Origin of the sequence: Flavobacterium sp. FlaQc-52, assembly GCF_044007495.1 — a bacterium.
GTDB lineage: Bacteria > Bacteroidota > Bacteroidia > Flavobacteriales > Flavobacteriaceae > Flavobacterium > Flavobacterium cupriresistens.
Map to the genome: position 1 here is coordinate 77,808 of NZ_JBIPCV010000006.1, position 13,840 is coordinate 91,647.

The 13,840-nt window shown below is 35.0% G+C and carries 14 protein-coding genes; 9 read left to right on the forward strand and 5 right to left on the reverse strand.

What is annotated here, in order from left to right:
- The first annotated feature begins 290 nt into the window (after positions 1 to 290).
- A complete protein-coding gene (locus ACHRV5_RS12485) occupies positions 291 to 1,268 on the forward strand; it encodes a polyprenyl synthetase family protein (RefSeq protein WP_230004605.1) in 978 nt (325 codons plus the stop codon).
- 42 nt (positions 1,269 to 1,310) lie between these two features.
- Here ACHRV5_RS12485 and ACHRV5_RS12490 read toward each other — a convergent pair whose 3' ends face one another.
- The gene (locus tag ACHRV5_RS12490) at positions 1,311 to 1,832 is read right to left on the reverse strand and encodes a GNAT family N-acetyltransferase (protein ID WP_395426980.1); all 522 of its coding nucleotides are present in this window, start codon (positions 1,830 to 1,832) and stop codon (positions 1,311 to 1,313) included.
- Between the two features lie 337 nt (positions 1,833 to 2,169).
- Here ACHRV5_RS12490 and ACHRV5_RS12495 point away from each other — a divergent pair, with 337 nt between their 5' ends.
- From ACHRV5_RS12495 to dnaG, 4 genes are all read left to right on the forward strand, one after another.
- A complete protein-coding gene (locus ACHRV5_RS12495; protein WP_395426981.1) occupies positions 2,170 to 2,730 on the forward strand; it encodes an RNA polymerase sigma factor in 561 nt (186 codons plus the stop codon).
- Positions 2,717 to 3,454, forward strand: coding sequence for a hypothetical protein (locus ACHRV5_RS12500; protein WP_395426982.1), 738 nt, complete (start codon positions 2,717 to 2,719; stop codon positions 3,452 to 3,454). Before ACHRV5_RS12495 ends, ACHRV5_RS12500 begins: the two co-directional genes overlap by 14 nt.
- A 106-nt stretch (positions 3,455 to 3,560) precedes the next feature.
- Positions 3,561 to 4,592, forward strand: a complete 1,032-nt coding sequence (locus tag ACHRV5_RS12505) for a hypothetical protein (RefSeq protein ID WP_395426983.1) — start codon at positions 3,561 to 3,563, stop codon at positions 4,590 to 4,592.
- Positions 4,593 to 4,719: 127 nt separating this feature from the next.
- On the forward strand, positions 4,720 to 6,753 hold the full coding sequence (dnaG, locus tag ACHRV5_RS12510; RefSeq protein ID WP_230004610.1) for a DNA primase: 2,034 nt from the start codon (positions 4,720 to 4,722) through the stop codon (positions 6,751 to 6,753).
- Here dnaG and ACHRV5_RS12515 read toward each other — a convergent pair.
- Both ACHRV5_RS12515 and nadE read right to left on the reverse strand, forming a co-directional pair.
- Complete coding sequence (locus ACHRV5_RS12515; RefSeq protein WP_026730588.1) at positions 6,750 to 7,379, reverse strand: response regulator transcription factor; 630 nt, start codon at positions 7,377 to 7,379, stop codon at positions 6,750 to 6,752. The genes dnaG and ACHRV5_RS12515 overlap by 4 nt on opposite strands.
- 92 nt (positions 7,380 to 7,471) lie before the next feature.
- Positions 7,472 to 8,278 (reverse strand): NAD(+) synthase, encoded by an 807-nt coding sequence (nadE, locus tag ACHRV5_RS12520; protein WP_395426984.1) that lies wholly within the window; start codon positions 8,276 to 8,278, stop codon positions 7,472 to 7,474.
- 99 nt (positions 8,279 to 8,377) lie between these two features.
- Between nadE and gldB the strand changes: the two genes are divergently transcribed.
- Together gldB and gldC are read left to right on the forward strand one after the other, a co-directional pair.
- Complete coding sequence (gldB, locus tag ACHRV5_RS12525; protein WP_395426985.1) at positions 8,378 to 9,334, forward strand: gliding motility lipoprotein GldB; 957 nt, start codon at positions 8,378 to 8,380, stop codon at positions 9,332 to 9,334.
- On the forward strand, positions 9,334 to 9,669 hold the full coding sequence (gldC, locus tag ACHRV5_RS12530) for a gliding motility protein GldC (RefSeq protein ID WP_047778376.1): 336 nt from the start codon (positions 9,334 to 9,336) through the stop codon (positions 9,667 to 9,669). Before gldB ends, gldC begins: the two co-directional genes overlap by 1 nt.
- A 998-nt stretch (positions 9,670 to 10,667) precedes the next feature.
- On the opposite strand, the gene yihA is transcribed toward gldC, so the two are convergent.
- A complete protein-coding gene (gene yihA / locus ACHRV5_RS12535) occupies positions 10,668 to 11,288 on the reverse strand; it encodes a ribosome biogenesis GTP-binding protein YihA/YsxC (protein WP_047778378.1) in 621 nt (206 codons plus the stop codon).
- A gap of 42 nt (positions 11,289 to 11,330) precedes the next feature.
- On the reverse strand, positions 11,331 to 12,095 hold the full coding sequence (locus ACHRV5_RS12540; RefSeq protein ID WP_047778379.1) for an alpha/beta fold hydrolase: 765 nt from the start codon (positions 12,093 to 12,095) through the stop codon (positions 11,331 to 11,333).
- A gap of 377 nt (positions 12,096 to 12,472) precedes the next feature.
- Here ACHRV5_RS12540 and ACHRV5_RS12545 point away from each other — a divergent pair, with 377 nt between their 5' ends.
- On the forward strand, positions 12,473 to 12,946 hold the full coding sequence (locus tag ACHRV5_RS12545) for a division/cell wall cluster transcriptional repressor MraZ (protein WP_026730580.1): 474 nt from the start codon (positions 12,473 to 12,475) through the stop codon (positions 12,944 to 12,946).
- On the forward strand, positions 12,921 to 13,829 hold the full coding sequence (rsmH, locus tag ACHRV5_RS12550; RefSeq protein WP_205625364.1) for a 16S rRNA (cytosine(1402)-N(4))-methyltransferase RsmH: 909 nt from the start codon (positions 12,921 to 12,923) through the stop codon (positions 13,827 to 13,829). The genes ACHRV5_RS12545 and rsmH overlap by 26 nt, the downstream gene beginning before the upstream one ends.
- Positions 13,830 to 13,840 lie beyond the last annotated feature (11 nt).

The window sequence follows — 13,840 nt, forward strand, 5'->3', positions numbered from 1 at the left end:
CTTGTGTGATTTCTCCTTCGTCGAAATGACAAGCGGGGTGTTTTTTTGTGTAAACGTTTTTTTTTTAGATAAATTAAACTTTCAAATTCAATTTTTTACTACTCGACAGGTTTTGTACTTGATCCTCTATCAGAATCAAATCGATTGAGAATTGGTGCTAAAAAAAGATCCTGCTGCAGAACGTTTATAAGTTTGCTTCCGTAAACTTTAAAATTAGTGCATAAAATGTTGACATACTAATCTAAAATACGCTACGTTTTTTTATTTAAAATAGTATATTTGGAATCGAAATGAATATTACCTCTCAAATAAAACAGCCCATTTTTAACGAGATGGAACTTTTTGAAAAAAAGTTCCATGAATCGATGACCTCAAAGGTCGCATTACTGAACCGTATTACGTATTATATCGTAAACCGCAAAGGAAAACAAATGCGTCCGATGTTTGTTTTTCTGACCGCTAAAATGGTTTCGGGTGGAATTGTGAACGAAAGAACCTATCGCGGAGCATCGGTAATAGAGCTGATTCATACTGCAACTCTCGTACATGATGATGTGGTGGATGACAGTAATCGTCGTCGTGGGTTTTTCTCGATCAATGCACTTTGGAAAAATAAAATCGCGGTTTTAGTTGGGGATTATTTACTGTCAAAAGGGCTACTGCTTTCTATTGATAACGGTGATTTTGATTTGCTCCGAATTATTTCTGTTGCTGTTCGCGAAATGAGCGAAGGAGAATTACTTCAAATCGAAAAAGCCAGAAGACTCGATATTACCGAAGAGGTTTATTACGAAATTATCCGAAAGAAGACTGCTACACTTATCGCGGCTTGTTGTGCACTTGGTGCAAAATCGGTAATCGAAGACGATGCGCAGGTAGAAAACATGCGCAAGTTTGGGGAGCTTATCGGTATGGCTTTTCAAATCAAAGACGATTTATTTGACTATAGCGAAGAAGCCATCGGAAAACCAACCGGAATTGATATTAAAGAGCAAAAAATGACTTTGCCTTTAATTCATGTGCTCAATAATTGTACACCGCAGGAAAAAAAATGGGTCATCAACTCGATCAAAAACCACAACAAAGACAAGAAAAGAGTTAAAGAAGTGATTGCCTTTGTCAAAGACCATAATGGTTTGACCTATGCCGAAAACAAAATGGTCGAATTCCAGCAAGAAGCACTTTCATTACTTCAAAATTTTGAAGACTCTGAATACAAAGCCGCTTTGACTTTGATGGTGAATTATGTTATTGAGAGAAAGAAATAAGTTTTTTCTTTTAGATAAATCCTTCGTTGGCGTTGCCCTGTATTATTTCAATTGAAGTTTCATCATAATATCGGTTTGCGGATCATTTCCCAAAACAAAAATGTGTTTGTCAAATGCTATAAAACCATTTTTGGTATAGAAACTAAGTGCTCTCTTGTTTTCTTCCCAAACCCCCAACCAAACATAATCGGCCTCTTTTTGTTTGGCTACCTGAATTGCTTTTTCGTAAAGTAGTTGTCCCACACTTTGCCCGTGAAATTCTTTCGGCACATAAATTCGTTCAATTTCTACTGCTTTAGCATCCTTTAACTCAGTTTGGGATTCGCCGAAGTTCAGTTTTAAATAACCGATTACGGCACCGTCAAGAACAGCAAAATAAAATTCGGAGTTTTTGTTGTTAAGTTCATTAGTTAATTTTTCTGTTGAAAAATGTTCGTCTAAATATTGCGTCATGTCTTCTTCAGAGTTATCTCCCGAAAAAGTTTCAGAAAAAGTTTGTCTTCCAATTTTCTGTAATTGCGTAATATCGTCCAGTGTTACTTTTTGAATGGTGCTATTTTTCATAAAATTTAAAAGTGTTTCTTTTTTGAATTTTTGTTAATCCATCCCGGTCCTTTCAAGATTGGTACAAGAATCTCATTCAAAAATACCAAATTAAGAAGTAGTTTGCAATTTCAGCGTTAACTTTGGAAGTGAATTTTAGTAGCAAAGAAAAAATAATTAGCTTTTTTTTAATTTAATAAAAACGCTTATCCCTTTAAAAATAAGCACTGTAAGATTGGAATTTGGAGTTTAAAAAGTTTGGATTTTAAATTTCACTATTTCGATGCAACCATTTTACAACTTCAATCGTCTATGCTAATAGAAGACTATTTCAAAACCAAAACCAGAACGCTTATTAATGAAAATTATTCAGTTACATCAGGAAGAAACCAAAATCATAAAGTTAGCTGTCGATAACAATCGACAAGCGCAACAGCAGATTTATGGTAGGTTTTCTCCAAAAATGCTGAGTGTCTGCAGGCAATATATAAAAGACATTCAGTTGGCGGAAGATGTAATGATAACTGCTTTCATGAAAGTGTTTACCCACCTAAACAAGTTTGAGCACAAAGGAAGTTTTGAAGGTTGGATCCGACGGATTATGGTCAACGAATGTATCTCGTATTTAAGAGTTCAGAAAAAAGTAAAATTTGTTGAAGACGAGATTTATATAGAAGAAAGTTTTAATGCCATAGACAGCCAGTTTTCAATAGAGCAGATCCAGTTTTTAATAGACGCTTTACCGGACGGTTATAAAATGGTTTTCAACTTATATGCGATCGAAGGATACAAACACAATGAAATAGCGAAGATGTTAGGAATTAGTGAAGGAACATCAAAATCGCAATTATCGCACGCTAGAAAAATGCTGCAAACACAAATTAAAATAGTAAAAAAACAAGACAATGGAACCGAATAATTTTGAAAAGGATTTCCGTGAAAAGCTAAACCAACGCAAGATTGAACCAAGCGACAAAGCCTGGGATCGATTAGACGCCATGTTGAATGTTGCGGAGAAAGAGGAGCCTGTAGTTCGATCTCGCTCATTTTTGGCTTTGAGGAAAAGAGGTCTGTATATCGCAGCCAGTATTGTCGGTTTTTTATTGGTAGGGACATTCTTTTTTAATCAAAAGAAAAGTGTTGTTGAAACGCCTGTGAAGAATGTGGTTGTTGAGCAAAACAGTCCAAAAGATACAATAGAAAAGCAAAATATACTAAATGTAACTTTAGATAAAAAAGAAGTTGTAGTCTCAGAAAAAACGGCAATTCAGAATGCACAGCATTCAAAAAACACAGAGAAAATTTCAAATGAAAAATTAAATAAAGGAATCAAAAACAATGAAAAACAAGTAGCGGAGTCTTCAATCAACAATCAACAATCACAAGCAGTCAATCAACAAATACCTGCCTCGGAAAAACAAAAAAACGAAGCGGTAGAAGTGCTGTTAAATACAGCAGAAAAAACAATTGTAGCAGAGAATACGGTTAAAACAAAAGCTAAAGTAAAAGTCAATGCCAATGATTTGCTTCAACAGGTCGATGGTGAACTAGAGCTTTCGTTCAGAGAAAAAGTAATCACGAAGGTGAATAAAAATTATCAAACAGTAAAAGGAGCATTAGCAAACCGTAATCAACAGGATTAGGGGTGTTTAAAAGCCATCAATCTAAAATCTACGATCTAAAATCTAAAATCTACAATCTAAAATCATCAATCATTAATCACCATTCATCAATCAAAAATCACCAATCATGAAAAATTTTACCCTATACCTCGTTATCCTGGTTTTTTTATTTGTCAGCAAAGTGCTGGGGCAGGAAACTTTTGAGTCGAAAGCATCAAGTATTGCCAGAAAAATAGAAAGGGTCACCAAAGAACAAAAGAAAATTCTGAAAGAAGAAGTTGAAGCTGTAAACGTTCAATTGTCTGAAGGAAAGATAACACAAGAACAAGCAGACAAACGCAAAAAAGAATTAGCAGAAGCCAGAGCAGTAATCATCGAGGAAAAAGTGACTTTGGCGCAGAACGAACTTAACGATTTAGTACAGCAAAAAGTAGATGGAAAAATCAAAGAACAAGATTCGTCCCGAATTTATATGATTCGTTGGGAAAGAGACAAATGCAATAAAGATTCAATTCGCGGTGAAAAGAGAACAACATCACAATTTGTATTTGCGACGGGTCTAAACAATATGATGATTGACGGGAAACTTCAGGATTCGAATTACAGTTTTATAGGTTCACATTTTTACGAATGGGGTTTTACCTATAACACCAGACTGATGAAAAACGATAATTTATTGCATGCTAAATACGGTTTGTCTTTAATGTACAACAATATTCGCCCGACAAAAAACCGCAGTTTTGTGGTAGACGGAGATCAGACCAATCTGGAGGTGAATACGATAAATTTAGACGAGTCCCGTTTTAGAAATGTTTATATCGTTTTGCCGGTACACTTAGAATTTGATTTTACCAAACCCCAAGTAAAAGACGGTAAAACTTATTTCAGAACCCATAAAAGCTTCCGATTTGGGATTGGAGGTTATGCCGGAATAAATGTAAAATCGAAACAGATTCTAAAATTTGAAGAAGAAGATTTAAAATATAAAACAACTATAAAAGGAGATTATAACGTTAATAATTTTATTTACGGATTAAGTTCTTACATCGGATACCGAGATATCAGTTTGTATTTAAAATACGATTTGAATCCGTTGTTTAAGGATAACTTAGTGAAAGAGAATAACATTTCGCTAGGATTACGTTTTGATTTGAATTAAGTATGAGATTACGTTTAGTTAGTCGGAAGGCGTCTCGGAAGGGACGCTTTTTTTGTGCAAAATCAGCAGATTTAAAGATTGATTTATGTACTTTTACGGACTTCAAATTTTTAAAATATATTACATTTTGATTTCACAAAATACAATTGACACCGTTTTTGAAACTGCTCGTGTAGAGGAGGTTATTGGTGATTTTGTCAATTTAAAGCGGGCCGGAAGTAATTTTAAAGGACTGAGTCCTTTCTCAGACGAACGCTCTCCGTCGTTTATGGTGTCGCCCGCAAAAGGAATCTGGAAAGATTTTAGTACCGGAAAAGGAGGGAACTCGGTTAAATTCCTGATGGAACATTCTCAGTTTACCTATCCCGAAGCGATTCGATATCTGGCCAGAAAATACAATATTGAAATTGAAGAAACGGAACAAACGGATGCCGAAAAAGCAATTACAGATGTTCGTGAAAGTATGTATTTGGTTTCAGAATTTGCAAAAGAATATTTTCATAAAACACTTTTAAATTCAGAAGAAGGCAAAGCCATTGGACTTTCATACTTTAAAGAAAGAGGGTTTACCGCCGAAACAATAAAGAAATTTAATTTAGGATATTCACCCGAAACCTGGGATGCTCTGACCAAAGAAGCTTTGGGTAAAGGGTACAAACTGGAGTTTCTGGAAAGTACCGGACTGACAATTCCAAGAGAAGACCGACCTTTTGACCGTTTTAAGGGACGTGTAATGTTTCCTATCGAAAGCATGTCAGGACGTGTTTTGGGTTTTGGAGGACGTATTTTAACGAACGATAAAAAAGCAGCTAAATATCTGAATTCACCCGAAAGTGATATTTACCATAAAAGTAAAGTACTTTACGGGATTTTCCAGGCGAAACAAGCAATTGCCAAACAAAACAATTGTTATTTGGTTGAAGGGTATACAGACGTAATTCAGTTTAACCAAGCGGGAATAGAGAATGTTGTCGCCTCTTCTGGAACGGCTTTAACACCGGATCAGATTAGATTAATCAATCGTCTGACTAAAAATATTACGGTTCTTTTTGATGGTGATGCGGCGGGATTACGCGCTTCTATTCGTGGAATCGATTTGATTCTGGAGGAAGGAATGAATGTGAGGGTGTGCGGTTTTCCTGATGGGGAAGATCCGGACAGTTTTGCCCGAAAGAATTCACATGATGCCTTAGTAGCTTATTTAGAAGAAAACAGTAAAGATTTTATACAGTTTAAAGCTTCCATTTTGATGGGTGAAGCTAAAAACGACCCTATAAAGAAAGCCGATTTGATTCGGGATATGGTTACCAGTATTTCTAAGATTCCGGATCGAATTCAGCGTGAAGTCTATACGCAGGAATGTGCCAGAATCATGGACATTTCCGAGCAGGTGTTAGTGAGTACGCTTGCACAGCTTACGCAGAAAGAAATTACAGATACCCATAAAAAACAAAAACAGGAACAAAAAGCGTTTGAGGTTCATCGAAACAGTTACCCGCCAGATGATCCGAGGTATTATGATGATCCTACTTTTCCGGGAGACATGGAACAGCCTCCACCACCTTCTGAAAAAGTAGATATTCTGTACCGTTTAGAACGAAAAGTAATTGAAATTTTGCTGCTTTATGGTGATAAAACAGAGGAATTTGAAGATGTGCTTCTGAAAAGTAATGAGGAAGGCGAGATCATTATGGTTTCTGAAAAGAAAGAGTATAAAGTATTCGAGCGTATCTATCTGAGTTTACAGGAAGATGAGGTGGAACTTTCGAATGGATTATTTCAGAATATTTTTACTGATTTGATTGGTTTTTACAATCAGAACAGTAAATTTAGTTTGGAGCAATATTTAATGCGATTACAACCTGAATTTGCGCAAGAAGTAACCGATATTTTGATGGAAGATGAAAAAGTAACGTTACACAACTGGGAGGGGCAAAATATCTTTGCAAAAGAGAAACATGCCAGTATCGGACAATATGTTACGGAAACAATTATGTCAATGCGTTGGTACCTGGTTGATCGAATTATCGAAGAATTAAAAAGCTCTATACGACCTGAAAATTCAGATAATACAGAGCTTTTGTCAGCTATCGTTGATTACTCAAAACTGGTTAATTCTTTTGCGAAAAAACTAGGAAGAGTAATGTCGCGATACCATTAAATAATTTCTAAAGTCTTAGCCTTATTAACTAAGTCAACCAGATTAGTAACATTTAATTTGGTCAATAATCTTAATTTGTAAGTACTGATCGTTTTTTCGTTCAGATTTAAGATTTTAGAGATTTCGTTGTTTTTCTTACCATCACTTAAGTAACGTAAAACCTCAATTTCACGATTCGAAAGTTTTCTGTAAAGACGTTCGCTTTTGCTTTGTTTAGCAATAAGTGCCATGTTTTTGCGAACAGTTTCGTTGATAATAATTTTTCCTTCGTGTACTTTAATAATAGAAAGACCTAATGTTTCAAGTTTTTCTGTTTTGTGTACATAACCGGAAACTCCTGCTTTAATAGCATTTGGAGCATACATTTGTTCAGCCAGATCGCTGAAAATCACAATTTTTGTCTTTGGGAAATTTTTCAGGATAGATTTTACTTCAAAGATGCTTGAAAGTCCTTCTAATTCTAAGTCCAGAATTAGAATGTCAATCTCCTTCGTTTGAAGAATATCTCTAACCATTGAAAAATTGCCGACATTGGCAACAATTGAAATTTGATCGTGGTCTTTAAAATAAGACTTAACGCCAAAGTGCGTCACAGGATGATTGTCTGCTAGACATACTTTAATCATAATTTTACCTTTTTAGAATTGTTCATGTTTTTTGGAACGGTAAAATTAATAAATAAATTCTGTAATTAATTGATGCTAAATGTTAAAAAGTTTTATTTTAACGTTTTTGGTACTAAACAAACCGGAATTGGATCCATTTTATGCTTGTTGCTGGTGTTTAAACGTTTATAAATTTCAAACACGGTTTTTTCCCTGTCTGTGAAGTTAGCTACCGTGTTTCCTGACTCGACGGCTAACATGGCCCATTCGAGTTCGTCATAACTAGCTCCTAATTGGTCTTCATCTGTTCTGTTGTCGCCAAATAACCCATCTGTTGGCGCAGCTGTTAAAATTGACTCCGGAATTGCTAAAAATGCTCCAAGAGCGTAAACATCAGACTTCATTAGGTCGGCAATCGGGCTTAAATCGACTCCGCCGTCGCCATATTTGGTATAAAATCCTACACCAAAGTCCTCAACTTTGTTTCCGGTTCCGGCAACTAAAAGGCCGTAAATTCCTGCTAAATAATATAAAGAAGACATGCGCAAACGAGCACGTGTATTAGCTAATGATAAGTTCACTTTGGCTTCGTCTTCTGTTTGCGGTACAGCACTTTTAAAAGCTTCAAAAGCTGCAGTCAAATCGGTTTGGGTGTTCGAAACGTTTGGGAAACGTTTTTTTAATTGTTCAATATGTTCTCTTCCTCTTGAAACCTGACTTTCTGCCTGATGAATCGGCATTTCAACACATAAAACTTTTAAACCTGTCTGAGCGCATAAGGTAGAAGTAACCGCAGAATCCACTCCGCCTGAAATTCCAATTACAAATCCGTTTACTTTTGCTTTATTAGCGTAATCTTTTAGCCACTCTACGATATAAGTATTTACTTTTTCTGTCTGAATAGTGCTTTTTTTAGTCATAATTAGGTCAAGTTTTAAGATACAGGAGTATATTTGCAGAATTATTTTTAAGTATGAATAATGCTTGAATTCCAGCAACACAAATCTAATTAAAATAAAATGAAAATTTATCGCTTTGTACTGCTTCTGTGCTTGTTTTTTTTGTCTTGTGATCAAAAAAGTAAAGTCGAAAAAGAAGTTGAAGAAATTCCCGTTGATATTAAAGTAGAACGTTTCGATAAAGTGTTTTTTGAAACCAAACCGGAAGATTTAGCCAAAATAAAAAGACAGTATCCTTTCTTTTTTCCACCCGGTAATGACGATGCGGTGTGGTTGAAAAAAATGCAGGATCCGATTTGGAGAGAAGTATATACGGAAGTAGAGAAAAAATACTCCAATTTTGAACCGGTAAGAGAAGAGTTTAATGGTTTGTTTCAACACATAAAATATTATTTTCCTGAAGTTAAAACGCCTAAAGTAATTACGGTAATTGCTGAAATGGATTATACGGCCAAAGCAATTTATGCGGATAGTCTGGTGATCGTCTCGTTAGAATTGTATTTAGGAAAAGAGCATAAGTTTTATGAGTTTCCAAATTATCTGAAGCAGAATTTTGAAGAAAGACAAATCATGCCGGACGTAGTTTCCAGTTTTGCTTTCAGAAAAATTCCGTCTTCACCGGATCACAGTTTGCTTTCTCAGATGATCTTTGAAGGAAAACAGTTGTATGCAAAAGAGTTACTTTTGCCAAGTTATACAGATGCGGAAAGAATGGGGTATACGCCCGAACAAATAAAATGGTGTGAAGAAAACGAAAGTTATATGTGGCGTTATTTTATAGAAAATGAAATACTCTACAGTGATGATCCAAAACTAAACACCCGTTTCATTGCACCGGCGCCGTTTTCAAAATTCTTTCTTGAAATCGATAATGATTCACCAGGAAGAGTCGGAGCCTGGATTGGCTGGCAAATGGTGCGTTCTTATATGAAGAATAATAAAGTTACGTTGCCGGAATTATTAAAAACAAATGCAAAAGAAATTTTCGAAAAGTCAAAATATAAACCTAAGAAATAATGTCAGATACAATAAACTCAGAAATTAGATTCAATATAGAATTAGACGAAAACCGTGTTCCGGAAAAATTAACATGGAGCGCTCAGGACGGTGGGGTACAGGCTGAAGAGGCCAAAGCAATTATGTTGTCGATCTGGGATAGTAAAGCCAAAGAGACCATGCGAATTGATTTATGGACCAAAGATATGCCTGTAGATGAAATGAAAATTTTCTTTCATCAGACTTTGGTCGCGATGTCAGACACCTTTAAACGTGCTACGGACGACGAAAAAATGGCAGATACAATGAAAGATTTCTGTGATTATTTCGCAGAAAAACTAAACCTGACGAAGTAAATTCCAATATCTTAAATCCCAAATTCCAAATCTATGATTGGTATTTGGGATTTTTGCTTATTAGAGTTTGGAATTTAAGATTTGGAATTTGAGATATTGGAATTTTAAGACAATACCTTTGGTTTTAGAGGAAATTTATTGTTAACTTTATATGATATTTCTTTTTTGTAAGTTGTTTTAGAAGGGTAAAATTAACTTGTCGCTGGTATAGTTGACGGTCTAAGAAAATTTTAATAGTATGCTATTTCCATTTATTATAAGCCTTGCAGGATTATTTTTTTTGCTGATAAACGGTATTCTGTTTTTTAGAACACGAAAGGACAAGGGGTTTCTGTATCAAATAATTACAGTTTATTTGATTCTTTTGTTTGTAGAAGAATTATGCTGTAATATTATTGGGTTTTATTCTCCGGGATCTAATTTCTTTCTTTCGCATTATTACTTTCTCTTTCAGTTTATTGCTTTAAGTGTGTTTTTTTATAATTTATTCCGGAATATTATTTTAAAAAGAATAGTACTTTATTGCCTGATACTGGTCCTAATGATTTTAATAGTGCAGTATTATGAGACACCCGGGCTTTATTGGGAGTTTAATTTTCTTGAAATCGAAATGACTTCGATATTGCTGATTATATATGCCTTGATCTTTTTAATAAAGAATTTTAAAAGGGCGAAGCATGAGTATTTGTATCTCTGCAATGGGTTAATAATTTATCTGGCCAGCAGTTTGAGTATTTTTCTGAGTGGTAATACCGACTCGGTGATTTTTACGGAACCCTTTATACTTGATTTTTGGTTTTTTAATTCCTTGTTTTATATTTTGTATCAATTTCTAATATTTAAAGAATGGAGATCTTTAAATAATAAAATAAAAGTTTCTGATACGGAATTAATTGATGACTCGGAGGAACTATAGATAAAAATTCCAATATAAAAAAATCCCAAATTCCAACCTATAAATTGGAATTTGGGATTTTTTTATTGGAATTTAGGTTTTTTTAAAACCCCGAGTTGTTTTTGAATACTTCCTGATTTACTTCGTCTATGTAGGATAAGAGTTCTTCTTTTCCGATCGATTCTGTAGAGGAGGTTACGAAATACTGTGGCATTTCGGCCCAGTTGTTGGCGAACATTTGTTTTTTGTAAGCAGCAACGTGAGAGTCAATTTTTACTTTACTGATTTTGTCGGCCTTGGTGAAGATGATGCAAAACGGAATTTCGCTTTCACCCATATACGACATAAACTCAATATCAATTTTTTGAGCTTCGTGACGAATATCAATCAAAACAAAGGCACAAACCAATTGTTCTCTTGTTTCAAAGTAATCCGTAATAAATTGCTGAAAAACCGATTTCGTTTTCTTAGATACTTTAGCGTAACCATAACCTGGTAAATCGACAAGGAACCAATTGTTATTAATCTTAAAGTGATTAATTAATTGTGTTTTTCCAGGTCTTCCGGATGTTTTAGCTAAGTTTTTATGATTGGTAATCATATTAATCAAGGATGATTTACCAACGTTTGATCTGCCGATAAAAGCGTATTCCGGCAAAAAATCCTGAGGACATTTTGTAACATCAGAATTACTGACAATAAATTCGGCGGTATTAATTTTCATGTTGTTTGGTTTTAAAACCTCTTTTAAGTCGAAAGTTGAGTGCTATAAATTCTTTTTCACAAGCCAATCTTCAAGAAGCGTGTTGAATTCCTGAGGGTGTTCCATCATAGCTGCATGTCCACATTTGTCTATCCAATACAAGGTTGAATTAGGCAATAATTTGTCAAATTCTTCGGCCACATTTGGAGGGGTTACGGCATCGTTTTTACCCCAGATGATACAGGTTTCCGTAGTCATTTTTGGTAAATCTTTTGCCATGTTATGACGAATGGCGCTTTTGGCAATGGTAAGTGTTTTGATCAATTTGATGCGGTCGTTTACCGTAGCATACACTTCATCAATTAATTCCGGAGTAGCTATTTTTGGATCGTAAAATACATCTTCAGCTTTCTTTTTGATGTATTCGTAGTCACCTCTTTTTGGGTAACTGTCACCCATGGCACTTTCATAAAGTCCCGAGCTTCCGGTGATTACAAGTCCTTTAACCTTTTCAGGATATAATTTGGTGTGGTAAAGAGCGATATGTCCTCCAAGTGAATTACCTAACAGGATAACTTCTTCAAAACCCTTAAAAGTGATAAAGTCTTTTACGTATTTCGCAAAGCTCTTTACGTTGGTTTTTAAAATACTCTGCGTGTATATTGGCAAATCAGGGATAACAACTTTGTATCCTTTTGTTGGAAAATATTGCGCTACAGCATCAAAGTTACTTAGGCCCCCCATTAAACCATGTAAAATAACGATAGGAGTTCCTTCTCCAGCTTCATAATAGCTGTACTTGCCTTCTTTTTTGTAGTTTTTGTCCATTTAATTTAATGCCAATTTCAATTTGGACAAATATAGGGTTAAATAAATAAATATGGATTTTTGCCAGCCTTTTTTAACTAGATAATTTTTGTCGAATTATTAAGTGGCTAATTACCAGCTTTTAGGGGTGGTTTTGGTGTAGTAGCCAAATTCTGAAATCTTTGCATAATAGTTAGTTTTTTAAGATAAAGACTATGTATTTTTTGTAATTGTTAAACAATAATGTCAGTTAGATATTTTATATATAAAGTATTGATTGTGTAGTGATTAAGCGTAAGGGGGTGAAAGTGGGTAAACTTATTAACAAAGTGGTATAAAGTGGTAGAATGTGGTATTTTTTTTTATATTTTTGCTGTATAACTATAGTGAGTATTTCTTTGAACACAATCGTAGGAACATATGAGTGTAAAGTCGATGCTAAAGGGAGGCTAATGATGCCTGCACCTTTGAAAAAGCAGTTGGCTTCTTCCCTTCAGGACGGGTTTGTCTTGAAGCGCTCTGTTTTTCAACCGTGTTTAGAGTTGTATCCGATGGAAGAGTGGAACTTGATGATGCAAAAAATCAACAAGCTGAATCGTTTCGTAAAAAAGAACAATGATTTCATCAGAAGATTTACTGCAGGAGTTAAAATGGTAGAAATTGACGCATTGGGGAGGTTACTGGTTCCAAAAGATTTGGTAGCTTTTTCAAGTATTTCTAAAGATGTTGTATTCTCATCGGCGGTTAATATAGTGGAGATTTGGGACAAGGATTTATATGAAAAATCAATAAGCGGCGAAGATATGGATTTTGCAGATCTGGCCGAAGAAGTAATGGGTAATATTAATGACGACGACAATGGAATATCATAATCCGGTTTTGCTTCATCCAACAGTTGATGGTTTAAATATTAAACCTGATGGCATTTATGTGGATGTTACGTTTGGTGGCGGCGGTCATTCAAAAGAAATTTTGAAAAGACTCGGGCCGAACGGAAAATTATTTGCTTTCGATCAGGATGAAGATGCGCTTGCAAATGCATTGCCGGACGAAAGGTTTACCTTGATTAATGAGAACTTTAGATTTATAAAAAGGTTTTTGCGTTTTCATGGTGTTAAAGGAGTAGATGGAATTTTAGCCGATTTAGGAGTTTCGTCCCATCAGTTTGATGTTGCGGAAAGAGGTTTCTCAACTCGTTTTGATGCTGAACTGGATATGAGAATGAGCCAGAAGAATGATTTGAATGCTTATCGAGTGGTAAACGAATATGATGAACAGGACTTGCGTCGTGTTTTTTATGATTACGGTGAATTGAAAAATGCACCCGCAATTGCAAGAACTATTCTTGAAGCAAGAGAAATAGAGCCGATTAAAAATACAGAACAATTGAAATTTGTTTTAGGCAGATTTCTACCGGCACATAAGAGTCATAAGATTTTGGCACAAATGTATCAGGCGATTCGTATTGAGGTCAACCAGGAAATGGATGTTTTGAAAGAGTTTATCGAGCAATCGTTAGAAATTTTAAATCCGGGTGGAAGATTCTCAGTAATATCGTATCACTCCTTAGAAGACAGATTGGTAAAAAGATTTATCAAAAACGGAATGTTTGAGGGAGAACCGGAACGTGATTTCTACGGAAATTTTTCTGTTCCGTTTAAAACAATCGGCAAATTGATTGTTCCTGATGATGCTGAAATTAAAATAAATAACAGAGCAAGAAGCGCAAAATTAAGAATTGCTGAAAAGGTATAATAATAAGGTAA

Bases quoted from the DNA above. Each gene is read 5' to 3' on its own strand.
- gldC (WP_047778376.1), top strand. From the start codon at position 9,334: ATGTCAGATACAATAAACTCAGAAATTAGATTCAATATAGAATTAGAC.
- ACHRV5_RS12515 (WP_026730588.1), bottom strand. From the start codon at position 7,379: ATGATTAAAGTATGTCTAGCAGACAATCATCCTGTGACGCACTTTGGC.
- ACHRV5_RS12505 (WP_395426983.1), top strand. From the start codon at position 3,561: ATGAAAAATTTTACCCTATACCTCGTTATCCTGGTTTTTTTATTTGTC.
- gldB (WP_395426985.1), top strand. From the start codon at position 8,378: ATGAAAATTTATCGCTTTGTACTGCTTCTGTGCTTGTTTTTTTTGTCT.
- yihA (WP_047778378.1), bottom strand. From the start codon at position 11,288: ATGAAAATTAATACCGCCGAATTTATTGTCAGTAATTCTGATGTTACA.
- ACHRV5_RS12540 (WP_047778379.1), bottom strand. From the start codon at position 12,095: ATGGACAAAAACTACAAAAAAGAAGGCAAGTACAGCTATTATGAAGCT.
- ACHRV5_RS12495 (WP_395426981.1), top strand. From the start codon at position 2,170: ATGAAAATTATTCAGTTACATCAGGAAGAAACCAAAATCATAAAGTTA.
- ACHRV5_RS12500 (WP_395426982.1), top strand. From the start codon at position 2,717: ATGGAACCGAATAATTTTGAAAAGGATTTCCGTGAAAAGCTAAACCAA.
- nadE (WP_395426984.1), bottom strand. From the start codon at position 8,278: ATGACTAAAAAAAGCACTATTCAGACAGAAAAAGTAAATACTTATATC.
- ACHRV5_RS12490 (WP_395426980.1), bottom strand. From the start codon at position 1,832: ATGAAAAATAGCACCATTCAAAAAGTAACACTGGACGATATTACGCAA.
- rsmH (WP_205625364.1), top strand. From the start codon at position 12,921: ATGACGACGACAATGGAATATCATAATCCGGTTTTGCTTCATCCAACA.
- ACHRV5_RS12485 (WP_230004605.1), top strand. From the start codon at position 291: ATGAATATTACCTCTCAAATAAAACAGCCCATTTTTAACGAGATGGAA.